This is a genomic window from Alteromonas sp. DYW1 (genome assembly GCF_059752595.1).
Genome location: NZ_CM186038.1, coordinates 365,429 through 385,523, shown reverse-complemented (window position 1 = coordinate 385,523; position 20,095 = coordinate 365,429). Strand labels below are relative to the sequence as shown.

At 45.9% G+C, this 20,095-nt stretch carries 21 protein-coding genes; 5 read left to right on the top strand and 16 right to left on the bottom strand.

Annotation, left to right across the window (positions count from 1 at the left end; genetic code table 11):
• Positions 1-56 precede the first annotated feature (56 nt).
• The 3 genes from AC121Z_RS01745 to AC121Z_RS01735 form a co-directional block, all read right to left on the bottom strand.
• The gene (locus tag AC121Z_RS01745) at positions 57-2,480 is read right to left on the bottom strand and encodes a tetratricopeptide repeat protein (RefSeq protein WP_498126135.1); all 2,424 of its coding nucleotides are present in this window, start codon (positions 2,478-2,480) and stop codon (positions 57-59) included.
• Positions 2,481-2,544: 64 nt separating this feature from the next.
• The gene (locus AC121Z_RS01740) at positions 2,545-4,203 is read right to left on the bottom strand and encodes a tetratricopeptide repeat-containing sulfotransferase family protein (RefSeq protein ID WP_498126133.1); all 1,659 of its coding nucleotides are present in this window, start codon (positions 4,201-4,203) and stop codon (positions 2,545-2,547) included.
• Between the two features lie 166 nt (positions 4,204-4,369).
• A complete protein-coding gene (locus AC121Z_RS01735) occupies positions 4,370-5,521 on the bottom strand; it encodes a PEP-CTERM sorting domain-containing protein (RefSeq protein ID WP_498126131.1) in 1,152 nt (383 codons plus the stop codon).
• A gap of 297 nt (positions 5,522-5,818) precedes the next feature.
• Here AC121Z_RS01735 and AC121Z_RS01730 point away from each other — a divergent pair, with 297 nt between their 5' ends.
• The 4 genes from AC121Z_RS01730 to AC121Z_RS01715 all read left to right on the top strand — a co-directional run bounded on the left by AC121Z_RS01730 (position 5,819) and on the right by AC121Z_RS01715 (position 12,281).
• The gene (locus AC121Z_RS01730; protein ID WP_498126130.1) at positions 5,819-7,624 is read left to right on the top strand and encodes a cation:proton antiporter; all 1,806 of its coding nucleotides are present in this window, start codon (positions 5,819-5,821) and stop codon (positions 7,622-7,624) included.
• 136 nt (positions 7,625-7,760) lie between these two features.
• Positions 7,761-9,227, top strand: a complete 1,467-nt coding sequence (locus tag AC121Z_RS01725) for a YfcC family protein (RefSeq protein ID WP_498126129.1) — start codon at positions 7,761-7,763, stop codon at positions 9,225-9,227.
• Between the two features lie 194 nt (positions 9,228-9,421).
• A complete protein-coding gene (locus tag AC121Z_RS01720) occupies positions 9,422-11,386 on the top strand; it encodes an LTA synthase family protein (RefSeq protein WP_498126127.1) in 1,965 nt (654 codons plus the stop codon).
• A 40-nt stretch (positions 11,387-11,426) separates the two neighbouring features.
• The gene (locus AC121Z_RS01715) at positions 11,427-12,281 is read left to right on the top strand and encodes a PI-PLC domain-containing protein (protein ID WP_498126125.1); all 855 of its coding nucleotides are present in this window, start codon (positions 11,427-11,429) and stop codon (positions 12,279-12,281) included.
• Between the two features lie 138 nt (positions 12,282-12,419).
• Here the strand turns inward: AC121Z_RS01715 and rpsQ are convergent, their stop codons facing one another.
• The 13 genes from rpsQ to AC121Z_RS01650 all read right to left on the bottom strand — a co-directional run bounded on the left by rpsQ (position 12,420) and on the right by AC121Z_RS01650 (position 18,869).
• Positions 12,420-12,677, bottom strand: coding sequence for a 30S ribosomal protein S17 (gene rpsQ / locus AC121Z_RS01710; protein WP_100657971.1), 258 nt, complete (start codon positions 12,675-12,677; stop codon positions 12,420-12,422).
• Entirely contained in the window at positions 12,677-12,868 is a 192-nt protein-coding gene (gene rpmC / locus AC121Z_RS01705) for a 50S ribosomal protein L29 (RefSeq protein WP_100657970.1), read from the bottom strand. The genes rpsQ and rpmC overlap by 1 nt, the downstream gene beginning before the upstream one ends.
• Positions 12,868-13,281 carry a 50S ribosomal protein L16 gene (gene rplP / locus AC121Z_RS01700; RefSeq protein ID WP_100642640.1) on the bottom strand — a complete coding sequence of 138 codons (414 nt, stop codon included), beginning with the start codon at positions 13,279-13,281 and terminating at the stop codon, positions 12,868-12,870. Before rplP ends, rpmC begins: the two co-directional genes overlap by 1 nt.
• Before the next feature lie 2 nt (positions 13,282-13,283).
• Entirely contained in the window at positions 13,284-13,991 is a 708-nt protein-coding gene (gene rpsC, locus AC121Z_RS01695) for a 30S ribosomal protein S3 (protein ID WP_498126123.1), read from the bottom strand.
• Between the two features lie 9 nt (positions 13,992-14,000).
• Entirely contained in the window at positions 14,001-14,333 is a 333-nt protein-coding gene (rplV, locus tag AC121Z_RS01690) for a 50S ribosomal protein L22 (RefSeq protein ID WP_498126122.1), read from the bottom strand.
• Between the two features lie 10 nt (positions 14,334-14,343).
• Positions 14,344-14,619, bottom strand: a complete 276-nt coding sequence (rpsS, locus tag AC121Z_RS01685; RefSeq protein ID WP_100642637.1) for a 30S ribosomal protein S19 — start codon at positions 14,617-14,619, stop codon at positions 14,344-14,346.
• Between the two features lie 15 nt (positions 14,620-14,634).
• Positions 14,635-15,459, bottom strand: a complete 825-nt coding sequence (gene rplB, locus AC121Z_RS01680) for a 50S ribosomal protein L2 (RefSeq protein WP_498126120.1) — start codon at positions 15,457-15,459, stop codon at positions 14,635-14,637.
• A 14-nt stretch (positions 15,460-15,473) separates the two neighbouring features.
• Entirely contained in the window at positions 15,474-15,773 is a 300-nt protein-coding gene (rplW, locus tag AC121Z_RS01675; protein ID WP_100657968.1) for a 50S ribosomal protein L23, read from the bottom strand.
• Entirely contained in the window at positions 15,770-16,375 is a 606-nt protein-coding gene (gene rplD / locus AC121Z_RS01670) for a 50S ribosomal protein L4 (RefSeq protein WP_100657967.1), read from the bottom strand. Before rplD ends, rplW begins: the two co-directional genes overlap by 4 nt.
• 18 nt (positions 16,376-16,393) lie before the next feature.
• Positions 16,394-17,032: a 50S ribosomal protein L3 gene (gene rplC / locus AC121Z_RS01665; protein ID WP_100642633.1), complete on the bottom strand. Its 639-nt coding sequence runs from the start codon at positions 17,030-17,032 to the stop codon at positions 16,394-16,396.
• 18 nt (positions 17,033-17,050) lie between these two features.
• Positions 17,051-17,362, bottom strand: coding sequence for a 30S ribosomal protein S10 (rpsJ, locus tag AC121Z_RS01660; protein WP_010179497.1), 312 nt, complete (start codon positions 17,360-17,362; stop codon positions 17,051-17,053).
• A 260-nt stretch (positions 17,363-17,622) separates the two neighbouring features.
• The gene (locus tag AC121Z_RS01655) at positions 17,623-18,144 is read right to left on the bottom strand and encodes a helix-turn-helix transcriptional regulator (protein WP_498126117.1); all 522 of its coding nucleotides are present in this window, start codon (positions 18,142-18,144) and stop codon (positions 17,623-17,625) included.
• A 2-nt stretch (positions 18,145-18,146) separates the two neighbouring features.
• A complete protein-coding gene (locus tag AC121Z_RS01650) occupies positions 18,147-18,869 on the bottom strand; it encodes a cytochrome b/b6 domain-containing protein (protein WP_498126115.1) in 723 nt (240 codons plus the stop codon).
• A 285-nt stretch (positions 18,870-19,154) separates the two neighbouring features.
• Between AC121Z_RS01650 and AC121Z_RS01645 the strand changes: the two genes are divergently transcribed.
• Positions 19,155-20,021: a mechanosensitive ion channel family protein gene (locus tag AC121Z_RS01645; RefSeq protein ID WP_498126113.1), complete on the top strand. Its 867-nt coding sequence runs from the start codon at positions 19,155-19,157 to the stop codon at positions 20,019-20,021.
• The last annotated feature ends 74 nt before the right edge of the window (positions 20,022-20,095 follow it).

The window sequence follows — 20,095 nt, the reverse complement described above, 5'->3', positions numbered from 1 at the left end:
TGAAATACGCTATGACCAACTCGAAGGGTTAGTCATAGCAATCATTTGCAGAGGGTTTACGGGATCACCGCGCAGGCAATTTTAGGCCCAGATACCCCATCAACATCAGGGCCTTGGTGGATCATCAAACTCCGCCCTCGCAATTCCTCCAGCGTTAGATCTGCACCGAACACTGTGTCACTAGCGGTTCCGTCCGCAGCAATTGGTAGTGGCGGGAGGTCACCTTTAGGCTTCATCATTTGCATATGCATAGCATGTTCTTCCGCGCTCATTGAACTCATGTCCATAGCGCCCATGTCCATCATCATGTGACCGTGTCCATAATGCCCACCAGCGGCTAGTCCTGCTACGCGTTCGCCCTGCTGCATTCCTGCCTCACAACTGGGTTTTTCGTGAAAATGCATACCATTTAAACCGGCTGGCAGTCCGGTTACATCAGCCGTTACCCTGACACCACCCTCTTCTTGCGTAATAAGAATACTGCCCGCGCTTTCTCCCACACCAAAACCATTGATCAGATTCACGTCTAAGGAAAGTTTCTCTCTGGGATCTAAACGGACCAAATGTTCTCTTAACGCCTGGTCGGTATGATCAGGCAATACTCCTTTTAGAGCATCTTTGACATATTGCAGTCCTAGCCTCATATCACTCTTGGCAATATGCGCTTCAGCCATATGGGCTAAAACAGCTTCATCGCCCGGCATCAACTGTAGTGCTTTACTCAAATATTGCAGTCCTTCATCCGGCTCTCCAGCCCTGACCAGGGACCAGCCCATCGCATCCAATACTGCAGGATTTTGCGGTGACAGCGTCTCCGCTCTTCTGGCTAATGCAAGGCTTTCCTGAGAAGCAAGATTCAAATCCGCTCGAACAATTGCAGCCATGGCCAATGAGGGGATATGAAACGGTGACTTAGCAACCGCGAGATCAAAACTTTGCTTAGCCAATTGCAACTCACTTCCAGAATATGCCGTTAAGCCTTTTTCATAAAGTAATTTGATGGAATCAGGATTTGCTTTCAGGGCCTTATCAAAGAGTGGCATCAAATCCGCGTGTTCGGTTGCTGCCATACCACTGGCATGATTATGGACACGATGATCATGCAAAGCACCAAATAGAGCCATCCAGGCATCGATATTATTTGGGTTAGTCTCTACCGCTTGCTCAAAGGCTAAAGCAGCATTTTGATTATCGCCTTGGTCAAACAACAAGATCCCTTTGCGGTATAAAGCTGGTGAAGATTTGGGATTATCCGCTAGTACTCGATCAAGTGTTCTCTGAGCGCTACGAAGGTCCCCCGCTTTCATAAGCGAATCAACAAGAAGTAACCATAGGTCTTGATCTTGATACTTTGTGACAGAAACTCTTAATTTCTCCAACGCCACATTTCCGCGCCCGAGCATAATCATCGTTTCCATATAATTAGACCAGGTTGTAAATTTAACTGGGTTGTTAAGTTGCAAATAGGCCGACAAGGTCTTCTCTGCCGATTCAAAATCCTGCGCCACTGCTTGGATCTGTGCCTTTTCTAATAAGCGTTTTAGTTCAAATTCCTGATTATCGGTTTTACTTTCTTCAATGAAAGCGAGTGCACGATTATAATCTCCCTGCTGGGCAGATAGACGTGCCATCGACATCTTTACCGGCAATGGCTCTAGTGTTACGAGCTCTTGAACAGCGCTAAGGTAAATTTCAGCCTTTTGAGTAGCACCAATCAGAGTGACGGCCTCAAAGCGTCTTGCCAACGCTTCTTTCATTAATTCTGACACTGGTTCAGAGACTTCTAGTGGCTCAAGAATACTTGCAACTTTCTCATACTTCCCTTGACGCCGATATAATTCAGCCAAATCCAATAATACCAAAGGTACTTGCGTGTATGGCCTCGGGATTTTACTGACCGTCATTGCTAGTGCAACTTCAGCCTGTTCATTGTCGCCCTTTCTGATCCCCAACCATGCCATGTACTTAGCTGCCATTTCGTTGGGATTCTTATCCGTGAGAAGAACGCGTGCAAAGATTTGTGCAGCGACGTCATATTGTTGCTGCAATAAGCGTAATAGGCCCAATAAATTTGTTGCTGAATGAAAGTTCGGTTGAGCCTGAAGGATTGCCTGTAGCGTTAATTCCGCCTCTCGGTATTTTTCTTGCTTTAAAAGCTCGCTAGCCGCCAAATACATCGCCACAAAATCATTAGGGAAACGTTTTAGATAATTGGCTAAGGCAGTTGGACCACGGGCATCATTTTTCGAAAGTAACTGTCCAACTAAGCCTAATGCTTGTCTATCGCCAATATTCTTACTGACCTGTTCAGGCAGGGAGATACTGTCTAAATTAAAACCATTAAGCACCATATTCTGCCGTTGTAGGAACTGATAGAGCTCCGATTCATTCATATCGTAAATCGGCGCTGGAGTTTCAGTCACTATGCTCGCTCTCGCAATTAACGGTAATAACAGCATTGTGCTAATGATTAAAGCCACGTTAAACCTTATCTTCCTGCGATGCATATAATCTCCTTGATTAACTGTTTTAGGCGTAATTATTTTATGAACTCGCTAGCTTTTCCAAAATAGCTTTGGGCAATTGAGAACGGTATTTTTCACTAAAATTAATACTACTACTATTTACTGAATTTGCTACTTGTGCGTATGAAGCTGTATTACTTTTATACATTAAAGTTGGCTTAATCTTATCTTCACGTTTTGGCGCAGCCCAGCGCAGATCTAAAAAAGTAGATAGCTCTTTAGTCAACCCATTTGCATTGACGATATCCTCATAGCGGACTTCTATTATTGGACTCTCAACGCTCTCCTTCACCTTCTGCCAATGCGACTCAAGGCGAAGATAATGGGCAGTGACATGTTCAAGATCTTTTTGCCAAGGATGCGAATGTGCGAATTGACTAAAATAGCATGACAGGACATTGTCCAATGGGTTCCTTTGCACTTTTATGATGGGAGCGCGAGGAAACAACTGACTCAAAAGGGGCAAACGGACAAGGTTAGTAAGATTTTTATCAATGACATATGCCATTGATGAAGGCGATCCACCTTGTTCATTGATCACATAATACTCTTGTAACGTCTGCCTAATACTAGAAAGAGGTAACTGCGCATTATCTTTCAATTGCCACCAAGCCACACCACAGGTTTCGTAGATTAGCTGTTCTGCTTTCTCCATGGCAACTGACTCGTCCGCATTCGAGCATTGGTATTCTGTGAATATCAACTTCTCGAGTAGGGTGCTGCCACAGCGAGGGAAACCAACGATAAATACCGGAGAAATCATTGGGCCTTCGTCCGCATGCAGGATTGGCCAACGAATTGCGGCTATTTGGTTTAGTTCAGCATCGACGCTTGCTGATTGTAATTGAACCTCTTCACTCGTGAGCTTTATATGCATCCTATCGGCACTAGTAAGCGCCTCTTGCACTCGCCCTGTTGCACGCGCCACTAAAAGTCGCTCTGCCCAAAAATCCGCTGATAAATCATCTGAACCATGGGAAGCGAGTACAACTTCCAGAGATGCCCTAGCTTCGTCAAGACGGTTATTCCGGCGCTGCAAGCGTGAGTAAATAACTGCTACGTTCGGATCGGTGAAATCAGGTGATTTTATCTTGGCGAAGCAATCCTGTGCCTCGGTCAACTGATTATCCCTTTCTAAAAGACTCACACAGGTTAACTGTAATTCAACATCTTCTGAAAACTGTTGACTGGCTTTTTGGGCAAGTGAAGCCGCTTCATGTACTTGGCCTGCGGCAGATAAGGCGGTTATCGCCTGTAAATAATGCTGTTTTATACTAGGTTCTTGGGCAATCAATTGAGTGGCGAATTCCGCTGCTAGTTTATGTTCTTTAGCTTGCAACGCTAAATCAAATACGTGTCTCAGTGTGGGGACCGGCAGAGACGTAGCAGCTGATAGGTGTTTTAGCACTTTCTGAGCACATCGATATTGATGTAATTGCACTGCTAAAGCCGCCAGATTAATACTAAGCTCGGTGATGCGTAAACCCTGTTGATAAGCGCTACGAATAAGTTCAAAACCAATACTTTTTTGGCCACTCTTCCAACTCACTAGCCCTTTATAGTACAGAAAGTAATTATTATTCGAGCAGGTTTTTTCCAAGGCTTTAATGATTGCTCTAACCACTGACGTTTGGTTTTGTTGTAGAGCTCCTTTCAGGTGTAACGTTGCATCTAGCACTGAAATTTTCTTTGCTACTCCACTCCATGGCTTGCTTGATATTTTGAGCTCACAACATTGACTAGTGCGATTTTGGCTTCCACAGTGACGGCATTTCATAGATCAAATCTTACAACATACAAAAAAGGTAGCTTAACGCTACCTTTTTGAATGCTCAATTTTAAACTTACGCTTTACGTTTACGTCTAAACATTGCCAGACCTAGGAGGCCAGCTGCAGCGATTGCCAGAGTACCTGGCTCAGACACGCTAGGATCACGAGGGCGAGTGCTCAGATTAATGGTCACTGTACCTTGGTCAGTCAAAGAACCATCACTAGTACCAAATGTTGCTACATAAGTACCCGCTCCAAAACCACTTGAGTCCCAGTTAAACTGTAGTGTATTAGGATCGAACGTTGAACCGCCGACAGCACCACCTGTGCCAAGGAAAGAGATAAACGACGTTGTTAGTACATCACCCGCATTTGGATCTGTAACCACTAAGGTTTCAGAAATCGTGTCACCCACAAGTGCATTAATGACTACGTCAGTAATCGAAGGTGCTAGGTTTGCGTTTTGCGTATCAACAGTGTCAAACAACCAAACAAATTCTACAGAGCTACCGTCGGTCGCATTAATTTTGCCGCTAAACGCTTCATCCGCGCCGTCATTCGAGCCGTTGTCAGTGTACAACGCCGTATCGGTAGCAGAGATATTAATCTGCCCCGTTGCATCGATATCAAACCCACGCGCCTGAGAGCTCATACCACGCGATAAAAACGTGTCATCATATGTTAGGCCTACACCTACGGCATCTAAGTTGTCAGAATAAGCGCTGCCGCCAATCACTTGCTGCTGGATATTTTCAAGATCAAATTGAATTGGACTGTTGGCGGTGTTGCCGTCCCAAAAAATGGTCGAGGTCGTACCATAACCACCACCAGCATTCGGAACGCCACTTACCCAAGAAGACGATGACCAAGATAATGTATATAAACCAGCACCTGGCAATTGAAGCTCGAAATCTTCATTAATCTCGGCTCGGCGCGAGTCACTCAAATCTTGAGAAATCGCAATATCGCTGATAGATGTGTTGAATGAAGCCCCATCAGAGACAGTCACTATGCCGATACCGGAGTGCGGGAAATTACCAGCAGACGTTCCAGCTTGCAAACGCCAAAAAGACTTTGCGTCAATGGTTAACAGACCATTAGCATCTACACTTGGTACAACCGCAGCACCACGAAAGTGAGTCGCTTGTGCTGTTGAAGCTGCGAAAGCAGACGCCACTGCTGCGGCAACTAAAATCCCAGCTTGTTTATTTATTTTTAAAGTCATCAATCTATTCCTTAATCAATTTACGTGTATTGATGGTGAAAGCAAACACCATCTTTCGCTTGATTTTTATTTACATGCTTGATCCGTGCCAAAACTTAAATAACTGATTTTATTAGATTTTTATGTTGCAAGGTTAACGGAGTGTAAAATAAACTGACGATATTATGTACAAGTTTAATACTCTTGTACCACGTTCATTTCAAGCTAACATAAGCCGACTGTAATCTAATTATTTGCTCAAGGAGTATCTATTGGTCTAAGGTTAGCGGCGTAAATCCGCAGGATAAGGGGAGTCGCTTGGATAATTTGTCGGTCGTTCTGGTCATCGTTGGCTTGTTGTCAATTGGTTGCCAATACCTCGCTTACCGAGTAAAGCTCCCTGCGATCCTGTTTTTGTTACTGGCAGGGATCATTGTCGGTCCTGGCACCGATTTGATCAATGCAGATACGCTGTTTGGTGACTTACTTTTCCCGGTTGTCTCTCTCTCTGTTGCGATAATCCTATTTGAAGGTGCGCTAACGTTAAGATTTTCTGATATTAGTGGCCATGGCGCCATGGTGCGAAACCTTTGCAGTGTCGGCGTTTTTATCACTTGGATAGTCGCCACGCCTACAGCGCATTACGTATTAGGACTCAGTTGGGAATTAGCCGCACTATTTGGGGCGATAGTTACAGTTACCGGTCCAACCGTTATCGTTCCAATGCTGCGCACCGTTAGGCCGTCCGCTAAAATTTCCAATATCCTGCGCTGGGAAGGCATTGTTATCGATCCAATCGGTGCTCTTTTTGCAGTTTTAGTTTTTGAATTTATCTTAGCGCAGCAGGATGCCTTTACCCATACGCTAGTTGCCTTTGGTATCACAATTCTAGTAGGCGGTGTTCTCGGTAGCGCCAGTGGTTATTTGTTGGGCGTTGCGATCCGCAAACAATGGATACCTTATTACTTACAAAACACTGCCGTACTCACACTAATGTTAGCGGCGTTCGCATTTTCCAATGTGTTTGCGCATGAATCAGGACTATTAACCGTCACGATTGCGGGCATGATATTGGCCAACATGCGCAACGTAGATGTCGAGAGTATTCTTGAATTTAAAGAAACGTTGAGTGTGTTACTGATTTCGGCGCTGTTCATATTATTAGCGACGCGGATAGACTTCGCTGCAATTCAGGCCGTGGGCTTAGGTGCCGTCATCGTTATTGCAGCCATTATGTTCATCGCTCGCCCACTTTCAGTGGCAGTTTCTGCGATCGGTACAGGCCTAACCATCAAAGAGCAAGCATTACTGGCGTGGATTGCGCCACGCGGGATAGTCGCCGCTGCGGTCTCAGCGTTGTTTAGTATTAAATTAGAAGCCGCAGGCTACGCAGAAGCTAGTTTAATCGTACCCATGGTGTTTTTAGTGATTATCGCAACCGTGGTGCTGCAAAGTCTCACGGCGTCAACCGTAGCCAATTGGCTGGGCCTGCGTTCCCCTGAGCAAAATGGATTTCTATTATTTGGGGCTAATCACTTTTCTCGCGATTTGGCCCTTGAGCTGGCTAAAAATGAAATCGTCGTTACTGTAGCTGATACTAACTGGGATGCTATCCGACTCGCTCGGATGCAAAACATTAAGACGTATTACGGTAACCCGATGAGCGAACATGCAGAACGTTACTTAGATCTAACCCTTGTTGGCAGCGTCCTGATTTTATCGCCTTATCGTCAGCTCAATCCGTTAGTCACCGTGCACTTTGAGCATGAATTAGGGCGCGATGCGACGGTATTGGGACTGGGTACCAATGATTCTGATAAACCCCAAAGTCATCAAGTGTCAGAAAATTTTGCTCAGAAAATGTGCTTATTTGATGACGGGATCACTTATGCCTTTTTAGCCAGCGCGATGAAGAACGGTGCCGTGTTAAAAACCACTCGGTTGACCGACGAATTCGATTACACAGAATATCGCAATCAATATAAAAATGACGCCATCCCATTAATTTATATCCATGACAACAAAGTTGGTGTTTTCACTTCGCGGGAAACGGTGCATCCCAAAGCGGGCTGGAAGATCATTAGCTTGGTATTAAAAGTTGAAGAACAAATAAAGGTGAGCTGAATTAGGCTGGCGCGTTAATAAGACTCCACTTTAATTAGCAACACTTATTGGTTATTACATTTTGAATATATATGCCTAATAAACCCAATCGGGAAGCTTATCTTCCCCTTAAGTGAGTATCTGGAAACCAAGATCCATGAAAGAAACTTTTAAAGTCCCCCACACCCTTGTTTTATTGCTTTGTATGATGTTTGTGGCCTATCTCGCGACATGGTTGGTACCCCAAGGCTTCTTTGCGACACAAACTCTAGATAACGGACGTGAAGCCGTCATCGCCGGAACATACGCCGTTACCGATGAACAGGTGCGCTTAACACCCTTTGACTTTTTTGTGGCAATCCCGCGCGCCCTTGCCGCGGCACAAGACGTCATATTTTTCGTCTTCATCGTCGGTGGTGTTCTGGCTATCGCTCGTGCAACAGGGACTATTGACGCCCTTATTGGACGTCTGTTAGAGCGTTTTGGAGGTAAGCCGCAATGGCTAATTTTCATGGTGATATTCACCTTCGCTCTGGCGTCTGGCGCTATTGGTACCGCAGGAGAATATATTCCTTTTGTACTTATTCTGGTTGGACTCTGTAAGGCGATGCGACTCGATGCAATGACCGCCGTCGGAATGGTCGTGGTTGGCTACGGTATTGGCTATGGCGTATCTGCATTTAGCCCGTTTACCGTAATGATCGCGCAACAAGTCGCTGGTGTGCCCTTGTACTCGGGCATTGAATTGCGACTTGCCATATTTATTCCATTCGTTTTGATAGGGTTTCACCATGTTTGGCGTTACGCCAAGCGCGTACATGCCGATCCCAGTACATCACTGACGAAAGGACTTAGTTGCCCATTAGGCGATGCTGAAGCTGGTCATTACCCGAAGCTACTACTTGGTCACAAACTTATCCTCACAGGATTAGTGCTGACTATTTGTGTCGCCGTATGGGGGATATCCCAGCGTGGCTGGTACCTTTATGAACTGGGTGCGTTATTCGTCTGTTGGGGAATATTCACTGCGATTGTCGGGCGTTTACACGCAGACGAGGCCGCAAAACGTTTCATTGAGGGCGTACAAGATCTTGCCACAACTGCCATCCTTATTGGTGTTGCACGGGGTATCGCGTTGATCATGGAAGATGGACAGATTTTGCATAGTTTGGTATATGCGATGTCCTACCCTTTGTCTTATTTAGGCGCTGAAATCGCAGCAGTAGGCATGTTCGTTATGCAAACAGTGTTGAATCTATTTATTCCTTCAGGCAGCGGACAAGCGTATGTCACTATGCCACTCATGGCTCCCGTGGGTGATCTGATTGGAGTTAACCGGCAAATAGCGGTGCTTGCCTATCAGTTTGGTGATGGCTTCTCTAACATGATCATTCCGACTAATGCCGTGTTAATGGGAATTATCGGAATGGCAGGAGTGCCCTATCACCTTTGGTTTAAATTCTGCTTCCCATTACTGATGAAACTAATGCTAGCCGCATCTTTGGTGTTGGTGCTTGCAGTGGTGTTCGATTATGGTGCGGACGTACAACCTAATTTACAGAGCCACTCTTCACCCATTGTGTTGGACAATGCAGCCATCACCCAAAGCCTAATCGAAGACTGAAAATGAGTGTTCCATCATTAGCATAACCGCATTTTGGTGCTTCGATGATTATAAATATCACGTCTAAGCTAGGTCGGAAAATCTCAAGCTTGGTATTGAGGTAATCGAACAACTTTAAGCCTGCTTAAGGCTAGTTTAAGCTAGCAGCGGTAAGGTCTGTTTTATCTTGTAGTAGAAAGATAATAAGAAGCTTAATGAACATAAGTAGTACGCAGCCATTTTTATCCAGCACTGGCCCGTTTATTTATATTGCCCGCATGATCATGACTGGTCTTATCATTCTTAGCATTTCACGCCTAGGGTTAGTTGCCTTTTTTTATGACCGTGTTGCCGCTACCGATGAATTATTCAATATCTTTATTCAAGGAGTGCGCGCAGACATTATCTTAATGTCTATTCTGGCGGCCATACCAATTTTGCTATCGTTATTATTCGCAGGGCCTCTAACACACAAAATCTGGTTCAAATTCACCTACCTGTGGGCCCTAGTTGGACTCTGTGTAGTGGTATTTCTAGAACTCACAACCCCAATGTTCATTCAGCAATATGACATTCGCCCTAACCTTTTGTTTGTCGAATATCTCAAATATCCCAAAGAAGTATTTTCAATGTTATGGGTTGGCTTTAAGGGCGCCATTGTGGGTGTCACCATTGGGTGCGTTTTTGCCTTTATCGCGGCCAAACGCATTTTAACTGTCCCGCAATCGTCGCAACATTCCTGGGGCTTAAAAAAGCGCCTACTAATATGGCCTTTATGTGTGTTCTTAGCATTTGCCGGTATTCGCTCTACAACTGAACACCGGCCAGCAAATCCATCCTTGTTTGCTATAACCGCGGATTCAATGGTCAATTCACTGGTCATCAATTCAGGCTATTCATTGATTTATGCGTTATACAACTTGCGCCATGAGAGCGAAAGCAGTGATATTTATGGCGAACTCCCTATTGATGAAATGACACAACTAACGCGCGACTGGCCGTGGCTACAGCACTACCAATACGTCAGCGAACAGCCCACGTTGCATTTTCAGCCAGCGACTATTAAGAGAGAAACGCCGCCCAACATAGTGATCATTTTGCAGGAAAGTCTAGGCGCCACTTTCGTTGAGTCCATAGGTGGGGTGCCCGTTACGCCAGAACTGGAAAAGCTCAAATCAGAAGGCATGTGGTTTGATAATCTATATGCTACCGGTACCCGTTCGGTGCGCGGCATTGAAGCGGTCATTGCGGGATTTATGCCTACGCCTGCGCAAAGTACGGTTAAGCTATCAGGCAGTCAGCGAGACTTTTCTACATTAGCTTCAATATTAGCTCCCCACGGTTACCACACTCAATTTATCTACGGAGGAGAAGCCCATTTTGACAGCATGAGAAGCTTCTTTACTGGAAACGGGTTTGCCCAAGTGATCGACATAGCTGATATTAAATCCCCTGCTTTTGTTGGCAGTTGGGGAGCCAGCGATGAAGATTTGTTCCGCACTGCGCACGACAACTTTGTTGAACTCAACCAAGCAGGTCAGCCCTTCTTTTCATTGGTATTTACCTCGAGTAACCACGAACCGTTCGAATTCCCGGATGACAGAATTGAGTTATATGAACAACCTAAAGGTACTGCTAGCAATGCGGTTAAATACGCCGATTGGGCAATGGGACAATTTTTTGAACAAGCCAAGGCCAGTGAATACTGGCGAAACACGATATTTTTAGTGGTCGCGGATCATGATAATCGTGTGTATGGCAGCAACTTGATCCCAGTAGAAAAATTCCGCATTCCGGGTTTGATTATTGGGGGGCTAATTGAGCCTGAAGTTATTGAGCCAGTTGCAAGCCAAATTGATCTTGCCCCTACGCTCTTAAGCCTAGCCGGTATATCAACCTGTCACGTGATGGATGGAAGAGACTTCACTTTCGATAACCACAGTCCAGGTCGCGCTTTGCTGCAATTTGAAAACCTTTTCGCGTTAATGCAAGAACAAGAGCTCACGATTTTACGGCCAGACTCGACACCTTTACACGCTCACTATGAAAAAGGCACTAAAACCTTGAGCCTTACCGACAAAGGGATCACAGAGGATGAGCACAAACGTGCGCTCGCACATGTACAATTGCCGGCTTATCTTTATCGTCAGAAGCTTTATCATCCACCGGATAATTGTTAGCACTAGGTATTGATTAGCATAGGTTACGGAAATTAGATTAATGAAAAAGCGCTATATTGCACTCGGCTTGTTTATCGCATGTATTGCTAGCTATCAGATTACAGTGGCCTATGTTGATAACCAACTAGCGCTGCGACAATCAGCACTTTCACTGGACTATTGTGACAAGGCTTGGTCAACCCGCGGCTTGGTCACCGACTCAAATATTCGATTACAGCAAGCCAATTCGATTGAGGCCATCAATCTGGCTATCAATAACGGCGCTCGAGGCGTTGAAGTTGACGTTTATTTTGATGTGGAGATGGGGCAGTATGTTGTCAGTCACGATAGGCCCTATAACCTTAAAAATGGTGAGCTGTTATCACTGGAAAAGCTTTTCGCGCACCTACAGAAGCCTATTTATGTGTGGCTAGACTTTAAGAAACTCACACGCTTAAACACAGAAGAAGTAGCACAAGCGGTTGCTCGGCTAACGGCGATTACGGTAAATACTGCGATGGCAAATAAAGTGGTGATAGAAACAGAGCACCCGATTAAACTGGCCGCCTTCCGAGACGCAGGTTTTATGACCATGCTCGATACACAACCGCTACCGGAGTCGTATATCGGCACCGCGTTTGTGCACAACTTCTATAAATTAGTGTATTACTTCTTCGATTTTACCGTAATGGGCACTAACTACGGCAAGCTAGACGATCCGGTTTATAACTCTGTCAGTGAAGACGTGCTGCGTGATGTACCGATGTTTATCTACCATGTCCCCAATGACAAAGCGCTAATTACCCGACTTGCGCGCATGGGGAATGTGCAGGTTGTGCTGAATACCGATGAAACTGCAAACGCTTTTGTATTGCCCGGCTGCCAAGCAATCAATCGGCTGGCACAGGATTTATGATACACCAAACATCCGTCAGAATAGCCGGCTCACTGTGACGCTTGTCATTCTTAACGTCGCTACCGGTCAGATAAGTGTACTAATGGAAAACAAAAAAGGCCGCGTAAGCGGCCTTTTTTAAACTGTTTGAATAATTACTTATTCTGCAGCTTTAGTGACAACGTCAACCAACTTCCAAGTCTTAGACTTAGAGATAGGGCGACATTCAGTGATAGTCACTACGTCACCTTCATTACATTGGTTTGACTCATCGTGAGCGTGTAGCTTAGTAGAACGCTTGATAAACTTCCCGTAGATTGGGTGCTTAACGAAACGCTCAACCATAACAGTGATGGTTTTATCCATTTTGTTACTGACCACACGACCTTGTACTGTACGAATTTTTTGTTCAGTCATTAGCTTTTAGCCTTTTCAGTCAGAATGGTTTTTACACGCGCGATGTTACGACGCACTTTTTTCAACTGGTCAGTTTTTTCAAGCTGCCCGGTTGAATACTGCATGCGCAGATTGAATTGCTCTTTAAGAAGGCTTAGTAGCTCTTCATTCAATTCTTCTACGCTTTTCGCTTTGAGTTCAGTCGCATTCATTACATCACCGTCCGAGTTACAAAGGTTGTTTTGAATGGCAGTTTTGCCGCAGCCAATGCAAACGCTTCACGTGCTAGTTCTTCTGGAACACCTTCCATTTCATATAACACACGACCCGGTTGAATTTGGCATACCCAGTACTCAACGTTACCTTTACCTTTACCTTGACGAACCTCTAGAGGCTTCTCAGTAATTGGCTTATCAGGAAAAACGCGGATCCAGATTTTACCTTGACGCTTAACGTGACGCGTCATTGCTCGACGAGCGGCTTCGATTTGACGTGCAGTCATACGACCACGCGCAACGGCTTTAAGACCGTATGTACCGAAGCTTACTTTACCGCCGGCAATCGCTAGACCACGGTTACGCCCTTTATGCTGTTTACGAAATTTCGTACGCTTTGGTTGTAACATGATTAGCCCTCTCGCTTAGCGCTACGGCCTTTCTTCTTAGGTGCTGCTGGAGCTTGCTCAACTGCATTCGCTGCAGGTAAACCACCCAAAACTTCACCTTTGAAGATCCACACTTTAACGCCAATGATACCGTAAGTTGTCGACGCTTCTGAGGTTGCATAGTCGATATCAGCACGGAATGTGTGCAAAGGTACACGACCTTCACGATACCATTCGCTACGTGCGATTTCAGCGCCGCCTAGACGACCGCTAACTTCAACTTTGATACCTTTAGCACCTAAACGCATAGCATTTTGCACGGCACGCTTCATGGCGCGACGGAACATAACACGGCGTTCAAGCTGGCTTGAAATGCTGTCAGCGACTAGCTGTGCATCAAGCTCTGGCTTACGAACTTCAGCAATGTTGATCTGAGCTGGCACACCGGCTAGCTTAGATACGTGATTGCGAAGCTTCTCGACATCTTCACCTTTCTTACCGATAACAACGCCTGGACGAGCAGTGTGAATTGTCACACGGATGCTCTTAGCAGGGCGCTCGATTACGATTTTAGAAAGCGAAGCGTTTTTCAACTGCTTAGTCAGATACTGACGTACCTGATGATCATTAAACAGGTTATCCGCATATTCTGCAGTATTTGCGTACCAGGTAGATGTCCATGGCTTGCTGATACCCAGGCGTATACCCGTAGGATGTACCTTCTGTCCCATTCTCTACTCCTAGTTATCCGCTACAACCACAGTAATGTGACTGCTACGCTTAAAAATACGATCAGCACGGCCTTTCGCACGTGTCTTGATCCGCTTCATCGTTGGGCCTTCGTCAACAAAGATTTTGGCAACGGTCAATTCGTCAATATCAGCACCTTCGTTGTGCTCTGCATTTGCAATCGCAGACTCAAGTACTTTCTTGACCAATGCTGCACTTTTCTTAGGACTGTAAGTTAATAACTCAAGTGCCTTTTCAACGTGCATACCGCGAATCTGATCTGCTACCAAACGTGCTTTTTGAGCTGACGTACGGGCAAAACGGTGTTTAGCTAATGCTTCCATCTCTTTCCCCTTAACGTTTCGCTTTCTTATCCGCGACATGGCCGCGGTAAGTGCGCGTTGGCGCAAATTCGCCCAACTTATGGCCGACCATTTCGTCACTGATTAATACAGGAACGTGCTGGCGACCGTTATGGACTGCAATGGTTAAACCAATCATATCTGGAATAATCATGGAACGGCGTGACCAAGTTTTAATTGGACGACGCTCGTTCTTTTCCACTGCAGCCTCTACCTTCTTCAGCAAGTGAAGGTCAATAAAAGGACCTTTCTTGAGAGAACGTGGCATGGTGAATCCTCGCTATTACTTGTTACGACGACGTACGATAAGCTTATCTGTACGCTTGTTGCTGCGGGTTTTCTTACCCTTGGTAGGCACACCCCATGGAGTAACCGGATGACGGCCCCCAGAAGTACGACCTTCACCACCACCGTGCGGGTGATCTACCGGGTTCATGGCAACACCACGAACGGTCGGACGGACACCACGCCAGCGATTAGCACCGGCTTTACCAAGTGAACGCAGCATGTGTTCAGCGTTGCCGACTTCACCAATAGTGGCGCGACAATCCGCTAATACTTTACGCATTTCGCCAGAGCGTAGACGCAAGGTAACGTAGGCTCCATCACGCGCTAGGATCTGGGCATAAGCTCCAGCTGAACGTGCGATTTGAGCGCCTTTACCAGGCTTCATTTCAATGGCGTGAACGGTTGTACCCACTGGCATGTTGCGCATTGGCATCGCGTTACCCGCTTTGATTGGTGCGTCAGAACCTGACTGCACTGCATCACCAGCTTTTGCACCTTTAGGCGCAAGGATGTAACGACGCTCACCGTCTGCGTACAATACCAATGCGATGTTAGCTGAACGGTTTGGATCATATTCCAAACGTTCAATCTTCGCAGGGATACCGTCTTTATTACGTTTAAAATCGATTACACGGTAGTGTTGCTTGTGACCACCACCGATATGGCGCACCGTAATGCGACCATTGTTGTTACGACCACCAGATTTGCTGTTTTTCTCTAATAGAGGAGCATAAGGAGCACCTTTATGGAGATCAGGATTGACTACCTGAACAACATGACGACGTCCGGCAGAAGTTGGCTTAGCTTTCAATAATGGCATGTCTAATCCCCTTCTTACTCAGCGCCACCGACGAAGTCGATATCCTGGCCTTCTTTCAACACAACGTAAGCTTTTTTCCAATCGCTACGCTTGCCAAAATGCATGCCGTGACGCTTGGTTTTACCTTTTACGTTAACCGTGCGTACAGAATTCACTTCTACGTCGAACAATGACTCAACAGCAGCTTTGATTTCAGCTTTGTTGGCGTCTTTAACAACTTTAAATACAACAGTATTGTTTGCTTCAGCAGCCAGTGTTGATTTCTCAGACACGTGCGGCGCAACCAAAACTTTTAATAGACGTTCCTGGTTCATGCTAACGCCTCCTCAAGTTGCTTAACTGCGTCAGCAGTCATTAGCACTTTTTCAAACGCAATTAAGCTGACCGGGTCGATACCTGCAACGTCACGCACGTCTACTTTGTAGAGGTTGCGTGCAGACAAGAACAAGTTCTCATCAACTTCAGGTGTCACGATTAACACGTCTTTCAATTCAAGCGCGTTTAATTTAGTTAATAGTGCTTTTGTTTTTGGTGAATCTACACCAAAGCTTTCAACCACTACTAAACGGTCTTGACGTACCAATTCAGATAGGATGCTTTTGATCGCACCACGGTACATCTTTTTGTTGACCTTTTGCTCGTGATCACGCGGCTTGGCAGCAAATGCGCGGCCACCACCAACCCAAATTGGGCTGCGGATTGTACCAGCACGTGCACGACCAGTGCCTTTTTGACGCCATGGCTTCTTACCACCACCACGTACTTCTGAACGTGTCTTTTGAGCTTTAGTACCCTGACGAGCGCCAGCGCCGTAAGCAACGACTACCTGGTGAACCAGGGCTTCGTTGAATTCACGTCCAAAGGTCGCTTCGGATACTTCAAGAGCGCCTTTGGCGTCTTTCAATGCTAATTCCATCACTTAACTCCCCAGACGTTAGGCTTTGACCGCAGGCTTAACGATGACGTCACCGCCAGTCGCGCCAGGTACTGTGCCTTTAACCAACAATAGGTTGTTTTCTGCGTCTACGCGTACAACTTCCAAAGACTGCATAGTCACACGCTCGTTACCAAGCTGACCAGCCATTTTCTTGCCTTTGAAAACTTTACCTGGAGATTGGTTTTGACCAATTGAACCAGGAGCACGATGTGACAATGAGTTACCGTGTGTATTACGTTGGTGTCTGAAGTTCCAACGCTTAATTGCACCCGCAAACCCTTTACCTTTTGAAGTACCTACAACGTCAACCTTTTTAGTTTCGTTGAATAGCTCAACAGTAATCTCACTGCCAACTTCAATGTCTGTGCCTTCATTCGCGTCTAGACGGAATTCCCACAAACCACGACCAGCTTCAACGCCAGCTTTAGCAAAGTGACCAGCGGCCGCTTTGTTAACGCGATTTGCTTTCTTCTCACCTGCGGTTACTTGCAATGCACGGTAGCCGTCAGTTTCTTCAGTACGAAGTTGAGTAACACGGTTAGGGGTTGCTTCAATAACAGTCACAGGGATAGATACACCATCTTCAGTGAAGATGCGCGTCATACCCACTTTACGACCGATAAGACCAATCGCCATTGTTATAACCCTCTTCTATTAGCCCAGGCTGATTTGAACATCAACGCCGGCTGCTAAGTCCAATCTCATTAGAGCGTCAACAGTCTTATCTGTTGGCTCAATGATATCTACCAAACGCTTATGAGTACGGATTTCATACTGGTCACGTGCATCTTTATTCACGTGCGGAGAAATCAATACTGTGTAGCGTTCTTTGCGAGTAGGTAAAGGAATAGGACCGCTTACCTGAGCACCAGTACGTTTCGCTGTTTCTACGATTTCAGCCGTAGACTGATCGATCAACTTGTGATCAAACGCTTTTAAACGAATACGAATTCTTTGATTTGGCATCGATTAAGCTCCAATCGAAAGAACAAAAAAATTCACCTCCCTTGCAGCTTTATTCCTGCAAAAAAGATGTGCGTAAACCGATAGTTCCCAATCGGAACCCTGTTTCAACTCTTACCACGCCCGCCTTAATCAGTTCTTTTAAGGTTTCGGCTACAACCCTAAAAGCAGTGTTGCAGCGGATAATCGTCTATGCCCATAAGGACAAGTGGGCGCGAATTATATAGAGGTTGTATGAGATTGCAAGTCTATTTGACGATTAATTAATCATCTATTGCTTGTTGGGGTAATAAGTCTTCTAAGAAGAACGCCGAAAGTTCAGAACGGCCAGTGACGCCTGCCTTACTATAAATAGCCAAGGATTGCGCACGCGCCGTTTTCTCTGAGGTACCGCGCACGCTAGCAACCTCTTTCAGGCTCAATCCCTTTAACAGTAAAAAAGCCACTTCTTGCTCAGCTGGTGTGAGCTGCCACTGCTGTAGCTGTTGATTGATCATCGCCGCCAGCCCATCAATATAAGCTTTTGAACGCGCCCGCCATTCCTCCGCTTGCGCAGCCGACGCCGTCGCGTTGGCATGCGCTCGGGTTAAGTCGCGGCGCAATCCAAAGCTTTGGCGTAACAGGTAAAATACGCCAAGCAACGCCAATAGCCCAGCCAAGCCCTCCATCGCTAAGTGCCACCATACGACCCCCTCACTCGCATCAGTGTAGAGGTCAAAGCCAATAATAACGGCGATAATCGTAAGGGTTGCGAGCAAAATACGCCGTTCTGGTCCGTTAGTCATAGTCAGTCTTCGTCATCGTTATCATACTCATACCCTTCATGCTCTGGTTCAGCCAGCACAACTGACTGACCCAAAACCGTCAATGTGCGAGTTTCCACAGAGAAGTTTGCAATCAAGTATGCCGCAAAAACTACTGTAATAGTCAATAACAAACTTGCCGTCAGCTTATGTGAGGAAACATTCGACACCTCCGGCGCGTCAATGTGCTTAAAGCCATGCAGCATACTGTGATGCATATTGTCCTTATACTGCAGTTGATGGATCACAACCCCGGCAATATGTACAACAATAACCAATAGAAAAGTATTGGCCATCAGTTCATGCACTTCTTCAACGATTACACCACCCACACCATACACCATCAGCAGTCCGGTGGTTACCATAAGCGCCCCCAGCGCAATCATCAGCACTGCAGCCCAACTGGACGCGGGATTATGCCCTGCAACCGTCTGCTTCCGCCCAGTGTAAACCTCCGCTAAATAGTGCTTCAATTTAGCGGGAGCGAGGGTAAAGTCACTCCAACGGGCATGCCGTGAGCCTAGCAAGCCCCAAATCAATCGCCAGAAGATACAAAAGGCCATGACAAGCCCCGCCAGCATGTGGAATGAAAACAGCGTGGATTCGTCATCAATCAAGTTGCCTATGCTAAAAGCGATGACGAATGTGAAAGCAAATAATCCGTGAAACAACCGGGTGGGTAAATCGTAAATGCGTACTTTTTGCATGAGTGTTATCTCAAATAGAACCTATGCTAGTTACCTTAGGCCCAGCGGAGAGTTTTGCCATCGACCATTTGACCTATAGACTGTCTAGCCGCATAGCCATATAGGTTTGAGAACAAATGTTTGAAGCCTTAAATCATCCGACGTAAGCAGCGGGGAGGGCATTGAATCTTGCCCTGCAGAGTAGGCTGAAACCTACAGTGCGAATTAACACACCAGAGTCACGTTCCCTTTTCGCTAAATATTAAGTTAAGCTTTCAATCAGCAGCCTCAGCACAACGGATTACTATGCTCGATCAGATACGTGAGTTACTCGATAAGCAACTGTTCACCGCAAATGAACAAACCTTTACTTTGGGCCAGGTCCTGCTTGTTCCCCTTTTAGTCATTGGGGGGCTTTATGTTCTCAGTTGGTCCTCTAAGTTTCTCAAAAAGCGACTTTTGGCTAACCATGTTCGCCCAGATGTTGCTCACTTGGCCATGCGCCTCTTTTTCGTTATCACGCTGATTATTCTAGTCATTACTACGCTTGATTTTTTTAATGTGCCCATCACAGCATTTGCCTTTGTTTCTGGCGCAGTCGCTATCGGCGTTGGCTTTGGCGCGCAAAACATTATTAATAATTTTATTAGCGGCTGGATTTTAATGTGGGAGCGTCCAATTCGGATTGGCGACTTTTTAGAAATCGAAAACACCTCTCGCGGTACCGTTGAATCCATTAACACGCGCTCTACGCGTATTCGCCGGGTCGATGGAGTGCATATGCTGATCCCAAACAGTAAACTACTAGAGAATACCGTAATCAATTGGACATTAATCGATCGCAATGTCAGAACTTCTGTGAAGGTCGGGGTGGCGTACGGCTCACCGACGCGCAAAGTGTCCGAACTCATCAGCCAGGTAATGCAAGAAAATACTGATGCCCTGCACACGCCTGAACCTTCAGTTATTTTCGACGACTTTGGTGATAGCGCCCTAGTGTTTGAAGTGTATTTCTGGGTGAGTGCTTCTGCGGAGCGTGATATACGGATCATTCGCAGCAACATACGTCACGCCATTGATGATATCTTTCGCGCGAATGACATCGTCATCGCCTTTCCTCAGCGGGATGTACATATAGACGGTAAGATCCAATTAGAGCAGCCGGCGGTTTGACAGAAGATTATTCTCTTAAGTGATGTATACTTTTGTACCATCGTTAAGTAAAAATGTACCACGACATCGCTTGA